This window comes from Alkalihalobacillus sp. AL-G (assembly GCF_030643805.1).
In the GTDB taxonomy this organism is placed as follows: Bacteria; Bacillota; Bacilli; order Bacillales; family Fictibacillaceae; genus Pseudalkalibacillus.
Genome location: NZ_CP094656.1, coordinates 2,107,635 through 2,124,221, shown reverse-complemented (window position 1 = coordinate 2,124,221; position 16,587 = coordinate 2,107,635). Strand labels below are relative to the sequence as shown.

Annotated in this window: 16 protein-coding genes; 4 read left to right on the top strand and 12 right to left on the bottom strand. The window is 40.3% G+C overall.

Features of this window, described 5'->3' with window-relative positions:
• Positions 1–71: 71 nt before the first annotated feature.
• Together spoIIP and kapB are read right to left on the bottom strand one after the other, a co-directional pair.
• Positions 72–1,256, bottom strand: coding sequence for a stage II sporulation protein P (gene spoIIP, locus MOJ78_RS10880; protein WP_304977368.1), 1,185 nt, complete (start codon positions 1,254–1,256; stop codon positions 72–74).
• A 371-nt stretch (positions 1,257–1,627) separates the two neighbouring features.
• Positions 1,628–2,020: a kinase-associated lipoprotein KapB gene (gene kapB, locus MOJ78_RS10875; RefSeq protein ID WP_304977367.1), complete on the bottom strand. Its 393-nt coding sequence runs from the start codon at positions 2,018–2,020 to the stop codon at positions 1,628–1,630.
• 136 nt (positions 2,021–2,156) lie between these two features.
• On the opposite strand from kapB, the gene MOJ78_RS10870 reads away from it, so the two are divergent.
• Positions 2,157–2,669, top strand: coding sequence for a D-glycero-alpha-D-manno-heptose-1,7-bisphosphate 7-phosphatase (locus tag MOJ78_RS10870; RefSeq protein ID WP_304977366.1), 513 nt, complete (start codon positions 2,157–2,159; stop codon positions 2,667–2,669).
• A gap of 119 nt (positions 2,670–2,788) precedes the next feature.
• Here MOJ78_RS10870 and sleB read toward each other — a convergent pair whose 3' ends face one another.
• The 6 genes from sleB to MOJ78_RS10840 all read right to left on the bottom strand — a co-directional run bounded on the left by sleB (position 2,789) and on the right by MOJ78_RS10840 (position 9,954).
• Complete coding sequence (gene sleB / locus MOJ78_RS10865; RefSeq protein WP_304977365.1) at positions 2,789–3,448, bottom strand: spore cortex-lytic enzyme; 660 nt, start codon at positions 3,446–3,448, stop codon at positions 2,789–2,791.
• Positions 3,449–3,814: 366 nt separating this feature from the next.
• Positions 3,815–4,003 carry a glutaredoxin domain-containing protein gene (locus tag MOJ78_RS10860; RefSeq protein ID WP_304977364.1) on the bottom strand — a complete coding sequence of 63 codons (189 nt, stop codon included), beginning with the start codon at positions 4,001–4,003 and terminating at the stop codon, positions 3,815–3,817.
• A 779-nt stretch (positions 4,004–4,782) separates the two neighbouring features.
• A complete protein-coding gene (locus MOJ78_RS10855) occupies positions 4,783–5,694 on the bottom strand; it encodes an oxygen-dependent tRNA uridine(34) hydroxylase TrhO (RefSeq protein ID WP_304977363.1) in 912 nt (303 codons plus the stop codon).
• Between the two features lie 97 nt (positions 5,695–5,791).
• Positions 5,792–6,826 carry a low-specificity L-threonine aldolase gene (gene ltaE, locus MOJ78_RS10850; RefSeq protein ID WP_304977362.1) on the bottom strand — a complete coding sequence of 345 codons (1,035 nt, stop codon included), beginning with the start codon at positions 6,824–6,826 and terminating at the stop codon, positions 5,792–5,794.
• A gap of 105 nt (positions 6,827–6,931) precedes the next feature.
• A complete protein-coding gene (locus MOJ78_RS10845; protein WP_370529706.1) occupies positions 6,932–8,245 on the bottom strand; it encodes an MDR family MFS transporter in 1,314 nt (437 codons plus the stop codon).
• Positions 8,246–8,394: 149 nt separating this feature from the next.
• A complete protein-coding gene (locus MOJ78_RS10840; protein WP_304977361.1) occupies positions 8,395–9,954 on the bottom strand; it encodes a hypothetical protein in 1,560 nt (519 codons plus the stop codon).
• 462 nt (positions 9,955–10,416) lie between these two features.
• Here MOJ78_RS10840 and MOJ78_RS10835 point away from each other — a divergent pair, with 462 nt between their 5' ends.
• Together MOJ78_RS10835 and MOJ78_RS10830 are read left to right on the top strand one after the other, a co-directional pair.
• Positions 10,417–10,581, top strand: coding sequence for a YjcZ family sporulation protein (locus tag MOJ78_RS10835; RefSeq protein ID WP_304981236.1), 165 nt, complete (start codon positions 10,417–10,419; stop codon positions 10,579–10,581).
• A gap of 243 nt (positions 10,582–10,824) precedes the next feature.
• A complete protein-coding gene (locus tag MOJ78_RS10830; RefSeq protein WP_304977360.1) occupies positions 10,825–12,999 on the top strand; it encodes an MMPL family transporter in 2,175 nt (724 codons plus the stop codon).
• A gap of 64 nt (positions 13,000–13,063) precedes the next feature.
• On the opposite strand, the gene MOJ78_RS10825 is transcribed toward MOJ78_RS10830, so the two are convergent.
• The 4 genes from MOJ78_RS10825 to MOJ78_RS10810 form a co-directional block, all read right to left on the bottom strand.
• Positions 13,064–13,336, bottom strand: a complete 273-nt coding sequence (locus tag MOJ78_RS10825; RefSeq protein ID WP_304977359.1) for a hypothetical protein — start codon at positions 13,334–13,336, stop codon at positions 13,064–13,066.
• The gene (locus MOJ78_RS10820; protein WP_304977358.1) at positions 13,333–13,605 is read right to left on the bottom strand and encodes a hypothetical protein; all 273 of its coding nucleotides are present in this window, start codon (positions 13,603–13,605) and stop codon (positions 13,333–13,335) included. Before MOJ78_RS10820 ends, MOJ78_RS10825 begins: the two co-directional genes overlap by 4 nt.
• A gap of 232 nt (positions 13,606–13,837) precedes the next feature.
• Positions 13,838–14,272, bottom strand: coding sequence for a BrxA/BrxB family bacilliredoxin (locus tag MOJ78_RS10815; RefSeq protein WP_304977357.1), 435 nt, complete (start codon positions 14,270–14,272; stop codon positions 13,838–13,840).
• 476 nt (positions 14,273–14,748) lie between these two features.
• Positions 14,749–15,894 carry a conserved virulence factor C family protein gene (locus MOJ78_RS10810; RefSeq protein WP_304977356.1) on the bottom strand — a complete coding sequence of 382 codons (1,146 nt, stop codon included), beginning with the start codon at positions 15,892–15,894 and terminating at the stop codon, positions 14,749–14,751.
• A 312-nt stretch (positions 15,895–16,206) separates the two neighbouring features.
• On the opposite strand from MOJ78_RS10810, the gene MOJ78_RS10805 reads away from it, so the two are divergent.
• Positions 16,207–16,347 (top strand): hypothetical protein, encoded by a 141-nt coding sequence (locus MOJ78_RS10805; protein WP_304977355.1) that lies wholly within the window; start codon positions 16,207–16,209, stop codon positions 16,345–16,347.
• Positions 16,348–16,587 lie beyond the last annotated feature (240 nt).

Genomic DNA, 16,587 nt, shown 5'->3' with positions numbered 1-16,587 from the left:
ATAATGAGAATCATTTTGTTGTGTAAAAAGTGAGAATCTTGTTACATTTGCCTATTGGTTACATTCGACGTTTACGATTGGCCTCCTGCATTGACTTTTTCAGCTTCCCAATAATAGTCAGCAAACACTTCTGCAATAGCTTCGATTGAACGATGGAGTTCTTCTAGATTGTTATCTACTCCACCAACTTCGATTAAGAGGGCTCGTTCGGATAGGTCTTGATTATATAGACCATTCCCCTCACTTTTATTTTTCTTTAATACCGCCCTGCTAATCCCCGGAAATTTTTCATTAAGAAGATGATGCATCTTCTCAGCAAACTGCAAATTCTTTTCAAAATTCGGATTCGCTTCTCCTATTACAAATGCTAAACGTGCATAGCTTTTTCCATCAATTTTAGTAGTTGTAACTTCCCTTCTTCTATCATCCCGGTGCAGATCAAACGAAAAGGTGATGTCGTTATTCTGAGAAACTGCGGACTTTACGATTTCACGAGACAATTGATAGGAATCGCTATAGCTCCAATCTCGTTTAAGCAAAACTTCTTCCATATTCGTTCGATCCTGTAAAGTTCCGATTCCGCGCGATTCCAATTCTTTTGTAAGCATCTCACCAACTCTGATCATGTTTGCTTTCGGATTCCTTGACCTAGCCTCATTGGGCTCATCAGCATCTTTTAAAAGTGGCAGAAAGGATTCTGTAGAATGCGACTGGTAAATGTAAACAACATCCCTTCCATTCGTAGTGAGGTCCGGTTTTTCTTCTTCACCTGTATCATCCAATTGAAGCTTTTCTTCGACTACTTCGCGTTCTTTCAATAGAACATCAAGCGGTGGAGCTGATTCAATTGGCAGCGTCGTATAATCTGTACCCTCACCTGCAACGAGAATTTCAGTATCATAAATCGCAAACCCTGGCAATTCCCTACCTAATAAAGAGCGAATATCACCCGGCCTGATACTTGTTGCAAGTTCAAATGAAAGACTTTGCAGTGATGGCGGTTCATATGAATTTGGCAGACCTTGCTTGAAATATGGGTTGATTGTTCCCATGAAGGTAACCAGTTGTTCCGTGGAAAAGATGTTCAACGTTCCTTTTAATGAACTCGAGTGTAATTGCTTTTCGAGAAAGGAAGACGATAGAACAGACACGGTTATGAAAAACAACAAGACAACGAAGATTAGCAAGCCTGATCTCTTTAAGAACGATTCTTTTTGGGAATCTTGCAAGTTATAAAGTAATGTTCTTTTTTTCATCTAATCCATCCTTTTCAACCCATTCTATGATTTATGAGTATGAGGGAAATTTTAAAAAAAGAAGACGAACAACGATTTAAGAGAAAAGAGTCAATTCCTTTCCATAAAAAGTACCTCTAATTACTTGCATTCACTTTCTCAGCTTGCCAATAGGATTCGCTCACAACTTCTGCCAAGGCTTCAGTGATAAGCAATCCCGATCTTTTCATGTATGATTCCTTTTGGGTACGTTGCAGGCTATCAAGTAAATTACTTTTTATCATGTGTGAACCCTTCCTTTTGCACCCATTGTTTAATCTATTAATATGTGGGCATTTGAAAAAATAGAAGAGAAACAACTAAAATTAATAGAGAAAAGAACTGACAATGTGTCAGTTCTTTTTTGATTCGTATTCATCTTTAAGTGTATTTAGTCGTTGCAAAGCAAGCTTTGCGTAATCACTACCTTCATTTGATAGATTTGAGATTTGTAAATGAACTGCATTTAGTAGCGATTCACGATAATCAGGTACAGCCTTATCGTACTTTTTAATGTTTGTTAGTGGTACAAGTGCTTTTTCAGTAAAAGCTAACGCCGGTCGTTCATGAAAAAACGTCACGTCAGCATTGTTCGGTGAATGGAGGTCACCTTGCTTCGGATGAACGAGTACCGCAAGGATTTCAACTACCGCTTTTTCCATTGAGGGTTTCGATTCAATGACTTTTCCGATATACCTCCCCGTTTTATAGGATGCCGTTACCATATTCCCTTTTTCGATCGACATACAATCCACTCCCTCATTACGTATCATGTTTCCATTTGCTACATATGTTATCAAAAAAACGCATGATGTACACATATTCACTACGAAAGAAGGAAACGATTATGAATATGGTGATAAACGTAAGGAGTGGCAACCATTGACCCAAGCTGTATTTCTCGACCGGGATGGTGTAATTAATTCTTATGAAAAGCATGTCAATAAACCTGATGACCTGTATCTTTATGGAGGCGTTGGACCTGCAATCCGTCGCCTGAATGAAAGTGGATATATGGTTTTTATAGTTACGAATCAGGGAGGTGTCGGATTAGGATTTCTTACTGAAGAAAACTTAGCGGAAATTCATGAGCACCTTGAATCAGAACTAAAAAAAGATGGTGCTGCAATTGATGAAATAACTGCATGTACACACAAACCAAAGGCTGGCTGCGGCTGTCGAAAGCCTGAAGCAGGAATGATTCTAGAGCTTGCTGAAAAATATGAGGTTGATCTCGCTGAAAGCTATATGGTCGGTGACCGGAAAACCGATATTGATGCTGGAAAGAAAGCAGGTACGAAAACGATTTTTATTGGGAACGAAATTTCAACTGCTGACTATAAAGCCTCTAACCTTCCGAAAGCAATTGATTGGATACTCCAACAATACAAATGAACATAAATTTTGTTTACATAAATATATTATTGTTTCCTTGTTAAAAAGAGTAAAACGAAAATCAGGTTCCTATCATTATAGGAACCTGACCTTTTATTAAACTCTATTAATATAGGATATTATTTTGCGAAAATATGCTTACCGATTTTTGTCGTTTGTGTTTGGGACCAAATCCAATCTGAAGTTGCTGTATTTGGATTAAAGTAAAACACTGCACTTTCCGTTGGATCCCATCCTTGGATTGCATTATATACAGCACGGTATGCACCTCTTTCAGGTGACATATAATATTGACCATCCGCAACTGCTGTAAACGCACGGTTTTCAAAAAGGACACCTTTCACTGTATCAGGAAAATCGTTGGACTGTACTCGATTTATAATGACCGCAGCAACAGCGACCTTTCCTTTGAATGGTTCTCCTCTCGCCTCACCATGTACCATTTGAGCCATCATCTGAATCTCATTAACCGAAAAGGTTTGTTGGTACAATTGGTTCCAAGTAAGATGACCAGCAATACCATCTACTTTCAAACCGAAATCTTGTTGAAAATGAATGACTGCTTGCTCTGTATCCACACCAAAGATTCCATCCATATCTTCTTTTAAATACCCAAGCTGTTGCAATCTATGTTGAAGGTCCCATACATATCCGTAACGATCACCAGCCTCTACCGTTTTTGAATGAGCGCTTGCGTCGTCAACAGGTATACTGAATAAGGTTCCTAAGACAAACAATGATGATAGGATAATTTTGATTCCTTTCGAATGCATAATCATATACACCTCCTTGAATCTGTACCATTACAGTTTATAAGCTGAGCACTTCTGTAACAATAGGAGGTTGCAGGCAATACATGTATATTATGGAAATCAGGTTGGTTAACATACTCTTTTTATCTAGGTCTGAATTCTACTAAAAAGAGGCTGACTAAAATTAAATTGTTTCAGTCTTCTTACTATTGCAAGAAGTTTTATAAAATTGATGAAAATTTCAAGTTGCAAGTGCAAATTCTTATTTATGTAAGTGTTTACGCCCTTTGATTAAAGGGAAGATGGAGGTTTCTCGTGCAACGTAAATTTTTGGCGTGTAACTTGAATGATTAAGGAGGGACTGACAAGTTTTGAGTCAGCCCCTTTAGTGGATTATTCTAGGTTAAATATTTTTGAAAGCTTGTCCGGATCAAAGCCCGTCATCACTTCATCACCAATCACAATCGTTGGAGTTGACATCGAGTTGTACTTATCGATCATTTCGTCTCGAGCTTGTGCATCCTCAGCAACATTAAAAGCTTGGAAGTCAATATTATGATGTGAAAGAAACTCTTTCAACACTTGGCAAGGTGGTCAGGACGGTTGAGAATAGACAATTACGTTTTGTTGGCTCACTTGTATCACTCCTTTTCTATACAAAATACCAACTAGGATCTGCAATTGCAAGAAGACTGCTTTTGTGAATCCTGTGACCTAATCAACTTTTTATCAGTACACATCCTCCTAAATACTAGGAGGGTGTGTCCCGCAAATCTTTTTTATAGGACACATTCTCCTAAATACTAGGAGGTTGTGTCCCGTAAATCATTTTTATAGGACACATTCTCCTAAATGCTAGGAGGTTGTGTCCCGCAAATCATTTTTATAGGACACATCCTCCTAAATACTAGGAGGTTGAGTCCCGTAAATCATTTTTGTAGGACACATTCTCCTAAATACTAGGAGGTTGTGTCCCGCAAATCATTTTTATAGGACACATTCTCCTAAATACTAGGAGGTTGAGTCCCGCAAATCATTTTTATAGGACATATTATCCTAAATACTAGGAGGTTGTGTCCCGCAAATTATTTTTCTTGGCCAGTTAACCTGGGGTTCTGGCCACTTGCTCCTAATATCCGGAATAATTTGTGCAGAAAATCTCCAATTCTGGACACTTCCTCTTAAATAATGAAAGGTTTTGTAAGGAATAGCATTTACTTAGGACGCTATCTCCTAGTTGTTGAAGAACATGCCCAGATTCAATACGTTCATATCGTGCCATTTCCTTTAAGCTTTTATAATTTACAAAACAAGCACAAAAAAGACTGACCATAGTAGTCAGCCACTTCGATAACATTCATTTATGCATTTTGATCTAATTCTTTTTCATAACGATTGCGTGGGTGCTCGCGACATTCGTCTGAGCAGGAACGCATATGCTTTTCTTCACACTCTTCACATGCAACATGCTGCAAGTTGCATTCTGGATTTGCACAGTTTATATAACGGTCTTCTGGTTTACCGCAGTAGTAACACTTTCCGACAACGTTATCCTCAACCTTGTTGATCGGTACAGAAATCCTTTCATCGAAGACGTAGCATTTTCCATCATAAAGTTGCCCTTTTGCTGTTTCATTTTTGGAATAGTTGATGATTCCACCGTGTAACTGGTTTACGTCTTCAAATCCTTCCTGCATTAAGAATCCTGAAAATTTTTCGCAACGGATTCCCCCTGTACAGTATGTTAAGATCTTTTTACCATGGAATTTTTCTTTATTTTGCTTTATCCACTCTGGGAGATCCCGGAAGGTCTGGACATCTGGACGAATTGCACCTCTGAAATGTCCGATGTCGTACTCATAGTCATTACGTGCATCGATAATGACGACATCTTCCATTTTCATTGCTTGATAGAATTCCTCAGGGCTTAAATGCTTACCTGTTGTCACATTAGGATTGATTTCTTTGATCACACCTGAATTGACAAGCTCAGGACGATAACGAACGTGCATTTTCTTGAATGCATGTCCATCTGCCTCATCGATTTTGAACTCAATGCCTTTGAAATGTTCATCGTTACGGAGCGCTTCCATATAGGCATCCGTTTGTTCGATTGTTCCTGAGACAGTGCCATTAATGCCCTCATCGGCAATGAGGATACGACCTTTTAACCCAAGCTCGTTGCAGAACTTCAAATGTTCTTCCATGTATTCCTCTGCATTCTCAATCTGAACGTATTTGTAGTAAAGTAGAACTCGATATGCTTTTGCCATGTTGATCACCTTATCTCTGTAGTATTGTATTGCAGGTACAACACCAGTTACAACGTAATATATTAGCAGAAATCAACATGGAATTGCAACCTTAATTTTACTGTATAACTTTTCCAAACAATTTATTAAAAACGGATAATACGTGATCGATATCCGAGTTGCTAATGTGGTGATGGGTAGTCAGCCGAATTGTATCGGCACCGAACGGCACTGCGAGAACTCCTTCTGCATGTAATTTCTCAAGAACCTCATTGGCAGCAATCCCTAAGCTGCTTGTATCTACTACGACAATATTCGTATCGACCCGATTGACCACGTTCAATTCATCAATGTTGGAAATCCCTTCAGCCAATTGTTTAGCGCGTTCATGATCTTCATACAGTCGATCTGCCATTTTCGTAAGGGCAATGATTCCTGGAGCAGCAATGACACCAACTTGTCGTAGTCCGCCTCCGAGGCGTTTTCTCCACTTTTTAGCACGATCGATAAACGACTGGCTTCCCGCAATAATCGATCCAATCGGTGCACCGAGTCCTTTTGACAAGCAAATCTGAACCGTCGTCGTATATTGTGCAAGTTGATCCACCGACACTCCAAGTGCCGCTGCAGCATTAAAAAGCCGTGCTCCATCCAAATGGACTGGAATCTTATGTTCTGCTGCCAGCTCGTAAACTTCCTTCATATTTTCAATCGGGACGATTGCTCCCCCAGCCCGATTATGTGTGTTCTCCATACAAATCAAACCCGTTTCTGGGAAATGAACGTCATCACCACGAATCGCTTTTCTTAAATCATTCGGTGAAATTGCACCTCGATCCCCTTTTATCGTACGTGTTTGTACACCAGCAAAGGCTGAGATCGCACCGCCTTCGTAATAGAAAATATGAGCGTCTTCTTCAAGTAGAACCTCATTCCCTGGTTGGCAATGTGTAAGAACGGCAATCTGATTCCCTTGTGTTCCACTCGTTACAAACAATGCAGCCTCTTTACCAAGCTGTTGTGCGGCGAGCTTTTCTAATCGAGCTACTGTCGGGTCTTCGCCATACACATCATCCCCAACCTCCGCTTCGAACATAGCTCTTCTCATTTCTTCCGTCGGTTTTGTAACTGTATCACTGCGTAAGTCGATCATACTGTCATCTCCCCTTAACGTGAAAAAGAGGTCAACCCATTTGGAGTCACCTCTTTTATTGTTATTTGAATTTTATCATAACTTAGCAAATAATTTAATCTTTTCTTATTCGGAAGAAACAAGCTCTTCCGATTTAATTTTTGCATTATGACGGTTTTCCTCATCCTCTAAGATCCAGCGGTCGAGGGACAAGTAAATTATTCCAGCAATCACACACCCGATACCGAGAATACTGAACAAAACGTTACCTAATTGATAATCAAGCAAATAGCCACCAAGGATAGGGCCTGTAACGCCTCCAAGAATCCATTGAAGTCCTGCAGCACCCATGTAGGTCCCTCTCAAATGCTCTGGAGCAATGTTTGCTACAAACGTCATTTGGACTGGGGACATTAACATTTCACCTAAAGTATAAATGGCATAAATGACGAGAAAAATCGATAAAATCGCCCAGTAATCTGCTTTCGCCATAAAAAAGATTTGTGGCAGCCAACCCACTGCAAGGAGTCCAAGCCCGAACAAAATACACCCATACAGCATGACCTGCCCGATTTTTCTCTCTCCAGCCCATCTCGCTACCGCAAATTGAAAAAGGACTACTAGCAACCCATTAAAGGCAAGCATATACGTATATGGATTTTGTGCATCTGTTAAATGCGGTAAGGTTTGATCGAAATGAACTGGGAGCATTCCTTCCGTTTGTGTAAACGACATCGAAATGACAACACCTGTAATGATGAAGACAAACAAGATCTTATCCTTTAAAATCACTTCAAATGGACTCGGTAATCGCTCTTCTTTATGATCATTTAGTCCCTGTTCTGTTTTTTTTCGTTCTTTTTTTGGTAACGTTTCCCGGATCCAAATGATGACCAAGAGCGCATAAATGAACATCGTCGAAGCTGAAATCATGAAGATGATCGATTTAGAAAAAACGACAATCGAAGCTCCCAAAATCGGCCCAATTGCTGCACCGATGTTATGTCCCATCCTCAAAAGTCCAAATGCCTCAGTTCGTTTCTTTTCCTCAGTAACATCAGCAACCATCGCAGACGCGGCCGGATGAAATAATGAGTTGAAGAAGCCTAACAATAAGGAGAGAAATACGAATGACCAGAAATCATCGAGCCAAACAAATCCAAGCATAACAAATGCATTGCCAATCATTGAGACAACCATCAGTGGCTTACGACCATAAATGTCCGCAAGCCTTCCGCCAATCATCGTCCCTACTACTGAGGCTAGTGGGGAAACAGCCATCACAATCCCAACCTGCCAAATATAATCGACCCTATCTTTTAGGTATAGCGCTAAAAAAGGAAGCAGCATCATAAACGCAATACCGTTAATTGATTCACCAATGAACCGAATCCAAACATTCCGGTCCATTTCTCTGTATGCTCTCCACGTCTCTCTCATTCTTTCCCAACTCTCTTGTCTGTTCTGATTATATAACGTTAAGAAAGCATTCTATTTACTTTCTAATGCATAAGTGTACGTACCCTAAGTTTTCGGCTTTATGGAACGAAGACCATGATTTACGCTCCATCGCACTGAACAAGTCTTTTTTATGCGACATATGGAGCAATCAGCATGATGATCATTAGCAGATTGATCGCTATAAAATAGGAAAATTCCTGGATAACGCCCCATTCTTCCCCTTTTACAAATTGAGTGATTATCCAGCTTAATAGCAATAGAACAACCGGAATCACATATGATGCTCCCGAAAAGGACAAGTAGTCCGGTGAGACGATTGCAAACAATGGGGTGAAGAACTTTTGGATCAAGGCAACCTGAACGATACCACAAAATCCGGCTATACCGTATCGAACCCAAGCTTTCCTCTCCTCCATCGTTTCTTCAGAAAAAAACGTAACGATGAACAGGATTAAATATGGTGGTGTTGCCCAAAGTGCAGCATAAATAAGAATGATAAGCCCAAAACCTAGAGAAGACAAACTTGAATAAAAGCCTTGTTTCCAATCCTCAGACGTAACGCCACCTAACCGTTTGATTGCTGCAGGTTTTTCTGAAGCAGCCATCAAGTTCGGATCTTTTCCAGTATAATCCAGCCACATTACGGTAGCTTCCCCTACCCAACTCGGTTTGGTAGATATTTCTTTCGTTGTACTTATTCTCGTAGCGATCCATTTACTGTCTTCTAAGACCGCTTGATAGATGTTATCGGTTTGAACCCTAGGTGTTAAAGTACCCTTTGCGGTAAATAAAATCGCTGGTTTGTTATCGACAAGACTTAAATCGATTTCGTTCGGTTTCCGAATTCTTGTGCCTGATCCTTGTTCACGTATGAGTAGTTCATTGAACCTTTGTTTCGTTTCCAGATCAGATAGGTCGAATTGATTATGATAAGCTCGCCAGGTTAACTGTTGCTGAGCTGTACTGTATGTTGTGAAAATGACATCAATCAGTTGATCCCTTTGTGTAAAATCAACATCAATGATTCTCTCCGTACCCGCCTCAGATGCTTCAAATAACAATTGTCCCTTATATGACTCCGTTTCTGATTCTTTATAAAGCATAACCTTTGTTGTGATTTCTTCTTCAAAAACGGCTAAAAAGGAAGACGTCGAATTGCTTAAGAACAGATTCGTAATTTTGTCCGATGCCGCACCGATTTTACTAGACTTGCCCAATTTGGTATCAATCTCGAAAATAGTCTTTCCTTTCCAATATAAAATCCGGTTACCACTGATTTCCATCCCATCAACTTGTTCCTGGAATACTGAACTTTCTGACCCGTCGTATTCATATATCGTTTTGTCTTCAAAATAATACACCGTATTTCCACTCGCCCAAAAAGGTGTTTTCGGTCCAATCGAAACAGGGAAATCCTCAGAAGACTTCACTTTCAAACTCTCATCCAACGTAAGATGAGTAATCTGTGCATCGCTATTCGGTATATAGACGGTGTAAGTTGAATTCTCTTCAACTGCAAATGGTTGGTGTTGACTGACATTCGGAAGGAGCTCGGCTGTTCGACTCCACCCATCTTCAGCAAGATCTTTACGAACATTTACTTGATGAACGATAAGTGCCAAAAATAAAATAACCACCAAAAAAATAGGTATCGTTAGTACACTGGATTGCTTCAATCTTTTTATCATAATTAACCCCCAAATTTCCCTTCTCACCCTATTACATCGGATTTATTAATGAATTCTTCAATCTATCCTAATAATAGGGATTTCTGGCTATATTGACAATGATTGTTCGATTTTCATTCATTGATCCCCCATCGTTTATTGAGTCTTCTATACGTTCTACGAATCGTGCCTATAAAAGTTCCACTATGTTTTCGCCTTATACACGACGGATGTAATGGCTTTCTGCCGGTTCAAAATAATCAACAATGTTCCTCCAAAAAAATAGGTTAGTACACAAAAATTCCACGAGTGTCCCCGTTGCAGTTTAGACAATCGTACATATTTTGTTAGTATGATAGACCAGATTATACCAAACATTGGAGGGAAATACCGATGGAAAAAATGAAAAAATACATGGGCATGCCAAAGAAAAAAGAAATGCCGGGGGAGCATGACATGCATATGCCATACATGATGCCGCATATGGAAGATCACTGCTATCCAATGGATCACGGATACGGACATCACGGTTACGGTTATGGTTATAGTCATGGCCACGGTCAAACGTTTGCGATCATCGTCGTCCTGTTCATCCTCTTAATCATCGTTGGTGCTGCAGGGTTCGTCGGTAAGTCAGGCAAACATTAATCATAAGTAATTCCAAAACGCCGAATCATTGTAATGGATTAGGACTGAGAAAAAAACAACAGCCTAAACTATTACTGCGGATTGGTGTGTACACGACTCAACTGGCTCATTAGTGTTGAACCATCCAACACTTATAGTCAGTTCTTTTTTTATTGCGGATGCCCTATGCAAAAAGGATGTTGACTCCGTTCCTGAAGTGTATAATGGAAGTACCCCGTTTGGAATTTGGAGGAAAACTATCCGATGAAAAAGTCTTACTTTGACATGCTTAGCTCGTTCGTTTTTCGTTTTAAGAAAACAGTAGTGGCCATTTGGGTCTTCTGTGCAGTACTATTAACATTCTTCGCCTTCCAACTCCCTTCTGTACTTCATGGGAGTGGTTTTGAAACAGAAGGATCCTTTCAGAAAACGCATACGATTTTACATGACCAATTCGAACAGCCGAAATCAACGATGATTTTAGTATTTGAATCCAATACATATGAAACCGATACGAAAGAATTTCAGACTCATATCAATCATACTTTAGATAAATTGAGCGGTGTCGATCACTTGGACGTGGTTACATCGCCAGTTGATAACCCGAAGATGTCTAAAGGAAATACAGCTTATGCTGTACTAGGGTTTGATCGTAGTTTTACCGATCTTAAAAACTCGATTGAACAAATTCGATCAAAAATTGACAGCTCCGACGATTTTACCGTTCGTTTAACCGGTGGACCAGTCATTGCCGAGGATATGAATAAAGCCAGCCAGGATGATCTGAAGCATGCAGAAGCGATTGGGATTCCCGCCGCACTTATCATTCTCCTTTTTGCATTCGGTGGCATCACTGCAGCAATTATCCCGATTGTAATTGGACTGATCAGTGTATTAAGTACAATGGGGCTTCTTTATTTTGCAAGCTCTGGGATGGATATGTCGATTTTCTTATTAAATGTTGTTCCGATGATCGGTCTCGCCCTCGGAATCGATTTTGCGTTATTGCTCGTGAACCGGTTTAGGGAAGAAATGAAAAAAGGATCTGTAGAACGTGCGGTATCAGTATCGCTAAAAACAGCTGGACGTTCTATTGCTTTCTCTGGATTATGTGTGTTTTTAGGTTTATCTTCAATGCTGATCATCGATATTAACATTTTCCAGACGGTTGCAATCGGTGGCATGTTTGTTGTCGTTTTATCTGTCGTCTGTGCGTTGACATTCTTGCCTGCGCTTCTTGGACTGCTGGGTGAACGTGTGAATAAATGGATGATTTTAAAACAAAAGTCCCGAAAGAACAGCTCCTGGTACCGATTTGCAAAATTCGTCATGAGACGCCCAATCATTATGTTCACGCTGACATTACTCATTTTATTAACCGCCATCATTCCAATTACAAACCTAAAAATGACAATTCCAGAGGCCGAGGCATTACCAAGTTCATACGATTCCCGGCAAGCCTTTGAAACATTCAAATCAACCTTTGGGGAACAAGAACTCTACCCAGTCACCATGATCGTAGACGCAGATGGACCGATTTCCTCATCTAAGAATTTGAATTCTCTAGGTCAGCTCGAAGATGATATAAAGCAGGATACGAACGTAAAACGAATCTCATCATTTTATACAGAAACAGGTTTAACACCTGATCAATTGAAAAAAATGATTTCGAATAATGCTGTTCCTTCGGAGTTACAGCCGGTTGTTGAGCAATTTATTCAAAAGGATAAAGCGATCATCCGCGTCTATTTAAATGTGAATAGCACCTCTGAACAGGCAAAGGATTGGGTACGCGAATGGGATGGCGGTTATGAATCGTTCCAGCTAATTCTCGGGGGCAATAGCAAATTCACGCAAGAAATCTTTGATGAAATCTATCAAAAAGCTCCGTTTGGGATTGGATTCGTATTAATTACGACCTATTTTATTCTCATGTTTGCATTCCGTTCTCTTTTTATCCCATTGAAAGCGATTGTGATGAATGTAGTCAGTCTGTGTGCAACATTCGGATTGGTCGTCTGGATTTTTCAGGAGGGCCATTTCACAGACCCGACGAATGGTATCGGTTTAATGATCCCTGTGCTCACGTTCGGAATTGTTTTTGGGTTAAGCATGGATTACGAGGTGTTCTTAATATCCCGAATTCAGGAATATTATCACGAATCGAAGGATAACAATAATGCAACTTTATTGGGATTAACGTCCACAAGTAAAATCATAACCTCTGCGGCACTGATCATGATTGTCGTTACAGGAGCTTTTGCCTTCACTGGAGTTGTTCCCGTTAAACAAATGGGTGTTTCTGTCGCTTTGGCAATTTTGATCGATGCAACACTCGTGCGGATGATCCTCGTTCCCTCTCTGATGAAATTGATGGGTGATTGGAATTGGTGGGTCCCTTCATTGAAACGAAAACAACGAATTCGGGAAAATGAGTAAGTAAACACGATAGATCGAACGGGGCTGACCCAGAAGGTAATTAACTTTATCTTTGGTCAGTCCCTTATGATTTCCTTCTGCTTCTTTTACGATAAAAATACAACAACACCGCGGTCGCAGACCCTAACAGCCAAAACCAACCTCGTACGACCATTTTGTTGTCATCTAGTGTAACAATAATCGTATGTATTAATGATGATTCGGACATATTCCCAGGTCCATCTATATCGGATCGTATTAATGCAACGAACACATTAAAACCAATGAATAGGACATCTGCAATCAGGACAAAGCCTATGATCCGAAAAATCAGTTTGTCCAGAACTTTCGACTTCAAATCTGGACCTTCCATTTGGCCCGTGTAAATTGGTAGACGAAAATCACTGAGAATAACCCTAACAACAGCCCCGCCTTCATCCAATCTGAATGTGTAGTTCCGAATGCGACGACATTATAAGTTGCCGAGTCAATTGGTGCATAGAATGTAGACCCGCTACCTGGCTTATAAAAGTATGTCCTAACCGCTCCAATCAACATCGTAATGACCGTATAACAGCCAAAAATCAGAACGGTCCATACCAGAGAACTCCAAAAGATCCTATTCATATCATCATTCACCCTCTATCGCCTTTCAAAAGTGCCTTTTCGGTTATTTTATCATAAATTTCCAGTAACTTTAACGATTTTGTGCCGGTTCGAAAGTGAGCTTACTAGCGGAAAAATGAAAATTACTGCCAAACTCGGAAATTAACTGCGAAACCTGTATTATTACTTGAAATTGAAAAACTGACCCCAAACAATCGAATCGGGGTCAGCTTCTGTTCAACTCTTAGTCAGTTTACTTGCAAAATGTCTCAAAAGCGTTGACTAAGTTTTGTCTGATGTCTTCTGGTTCGTGATCTTCAATTTCTTCACGCGGAATGAAATGTACGAGCTCTTTACCTTTGATAAGAGCAATCGACGGTGAAGATGGTTCTACATCAATAAAATACGATCTCATTACCGAAGTTGCAGCTTTGTCCTGTCCAGCAAACACGGTTACAAGATGATCCGGGTGCACGTCGTGAGCTACTGCCTGGCGAACGGCTGGTCTTGCTAATCCCGCTGCACAACCACAGACTGAATTGATCATGATGAGTGTAGTGCCTTTCGCTTTTTCCATATATTCATCGACTTCTTCAGGAGTTCTTAGTTCCTGAAAACCCGCTGTTGTTAATTCATCACGCATCGGTTGGACAAGCTGTCTCATGTATTCTTCATATGCCATTGACATGGATCATACCTCCATTTATTTTAATATGTGTTCAAAACGTAGACGACTCAGAAATTCCTTAAAAGAAGTGCGACTAAATACGTTACGTCCTATAACAACGTCGAACTGATTCACATCGTGTGAACCCCAGGCACAACAGTTTTGAGGAAGGCTCTCACTTGAACGCATCTTTGCTGCCTTGCACCGAGGAAGCTTCCATCGATAGCGACGAGAGACAACTTGCATATAAGCTACGAGTTGTACCGAGGAAGCCTCCATCCTAGGATAAGCTTGTAGACGCAGGTACACGTTAACAACCTAGTTAGACGCAGGTGCACAATGAATGTACTTCGATGAAATCAATACTTCCTTATAATACGTGAGGACCGGAAAACCGAGTATCGTAGAAATTCACCGTTTATCAGTTGGATACTTTTTGAACAACCTCTTTTATCTAAAATTACTCTATCACTGTCTTCCTAAAACATCAACGAACATTAATCGATTTTATTGCCTTGAATGGTTTCAGTCATCTGCTTCCAAACGGATCCCTTCGCTACTTCTCCACCTTCAATTCGTTCAAGTGCCATATTCACCTGCATAGCAACCTCAAATTCAGGGTCATCCTTTGCCGCTCGTAACGATGGAATCGCAGTATCATCACCGACTTCGTAAAGGAACATAGCAGCACGCCAGCGAACTAATTTATTCGGATCCTTCAACGCTTTGATCATGATCGGAATTCCTTCGGTAAAACCTAAGTCCGACATGCAGTCACCCGCTGTCCGACGAACCGTCACTGATTTATCGACCAACGCTTTCGATAGGTAAGGCAATACTTTTTTATCCTCGATCATACCGAGATATACCGTTGCTAACCTTCGAATCGATGTCTTTTCATCCTCTAACGCTTTTTGCAAAACCGGTAGATCCTCTTTAGACGGCTCCAATTGCTCAAGTGCTGCATACCGTTCCTTCCAATCCGGGTTGTCAAGCATTTCAAGCGTGACCTTGTACGGCTTCCGCTTGCTTTCCTGAAACTCTGGCTTGTTTTGTTCATATGCGAGATCTTTTAAAAGTTCTAAACGTTTTTGGTCGTAGGCTGCACTGATTTCCTCTGCCACTTCAGACCCGATGGCATCGATATCGCCGTATCTTGGACTTTGGTCAACCCACTGACGCTCCATTACAAGGTTATCAGATGCCGATTGTGCTTCAAGAACGATATTCATAAATCGGTCGGGCAAACCGATCCGTTTCTCTTCTTCGCCTTTAAACAGCTTGATTTGCATTGGGATTCCCCTGAACTTCTGGATCTGAACCTTCACTTCTTCAAAATCTTCGTCCTGCTCTTGATTTCCTGTTGCTTCTCCTGCAACCTCACTCTTGTCACCGAAAATACTTCTTGCCTGTGGAAGTATGACTTTCCAATCAAATTTTGCATTTCGCTCAAGTGCAATGAAATCCGCTACGTAATAAAGACCCTTTACTCCTTCAATGGTTAGAAGTTCCTTTAAAGGCGACGGTGCTTCTTCATGCTGATTGTTTTTAAAGTTCATATTTTTTCCGCTCGGTAATGTTTCATCTACAATCAACTTCATCGTATTCGGACTTGGAGTTGGCTCGATTCCTCGAAGTTTCATCCACAATCAGACCCCTTTCTACATACAACTTTATTCAAACTATAACATACGACAGTAACCAGTTTGAACTATAGAGCATCATACATACATGGTTGGTGTAAACGCCCATCATCTCGACAAGATTCATCAAATAACAAATCAGTATTCTTGAATTTTTAATATAGTTTCTGTCTGCAACAGTAAAATTTTAATAATTTTGTCGATTTAAGCAGAAAAGTATTTTAAAAATTCCGATAATTCGACGCTCGATTTATGTAATAATAAGATAAAGAAAGATAAAAAGGACAAGTATTCGAAAGGAGAGACGATATTATGAAAAAACTCCCTATTGAAGGAAAGGTCATCCGGATTACGGAGGATCGAATTATCGCTAAGCAAGGTGAACAGATATTCACCTACAATCGCAGCTACTATGAACTCACACCTCAAGCCTTTCATACTTATACTGCATAATCAATCAACTCTTCACTATAAAATCAGGAAGAAACGAGCTAAACTCGTCTCTTCCTTTTTCATGACCTTTGCAATCCGAAAAATCGATCATGAGCGGATTAGTGACCAGCATGTCCAGAAATTCCCTCTGAATGCACTATACACCCGCTTTAGCAGCTGATATATCCAGCATTTTGCTCCAACAGGCACACTTAAAGCAAACTTATTCATTACCATTACACCTAGTAATAGGTATTTTTT

Coding starts and splice junctions, on each gene's coding strand:
- spoIIP (WP_304977368.1), bottom strand. CDS start 1,256: ATGAAAAAAAGAACATTACTTTATAACTTGCAAGATTCCCAAAAAGAA.
- kapB (WP_304977367.1), bottom strand. CDS start 2,020: ATGTCGATCGAAAAAGGGAATATGGTAACGGCATCCTATAAAACGGGG.
- sleB (WP_304977365.1), bottom strand. CDS start 3,448: ATGATTATGCATTCGAAAGGAATCAAAATTATCCTATCATCATTGTTT.
- MOJ78_RS10855 (WP_304977363.1), bottom strand. CDS start 5,694: ATGGCAAAAGCATATCGAGTTCTACTTTACTACAAATACGTTCAGATT.
- ltaE (WP_304977362.1), bottom strand. CDS start 6,826: ATGATCGACTTACGCAGTGATACAGTTACAAAACCGACGGAAGAAATG.
- MOJ78_RS10845 (WP_370529706.1), bottom strand. CDS start 8,245: ATGAGAGAGACGTGGAGAGCATACAGAGAAATGGACCGGAATGTTTGG.
- MOJ78_RS10840 (WP_304977361.1), bottom strand. CDS start 9,954: ATGATAAAAAGATTGAAGCAATCCAGTGTACTAACGATACCTATTTTT.
- MOJ78_RS10835 (WP_304981236.1), top strand. CDS start 10,417: ATGGAAGATCACTGCTATCCAATGGATCACGGATACGGACATCACGGT.
- MOJ78_RS10830 (WP_304977360.1), top strand. CDS start 10,825: ATGAAAAAGTCTTACTTTGACATGCTTAGCTCGTTCGTTTTTCGTTTT.
- MOJ78_RS10820 (WP_304977358.1), bottom strand. CDS start 13,605: ATGAATAGGATCTTTTGGAGTTCTCTGGTATGGACCGTTCTGATTTTT.
- MOJ78_RS10815 (WP_304977357.1), bottom strand. CDS start 14,272: ATGTCAATGGCATATGAAGAATACATGAGACAGCTTGTCCAACCGATG.
- MOJ78_RS10810 (WP_304977356.1), bottom strand. CDS start 15,894: ATGAAACTTCGAGGAATCGAGCCAACTCCAAGTCCGAATACGATGAAG.
- MOJ78_RS10805 (WP_304977355.1), top strand. CDS start 16,207: ATGAAAAAACTCCCTATTGAAGGAAAGGTCATCCGGATTACGGAGGAT.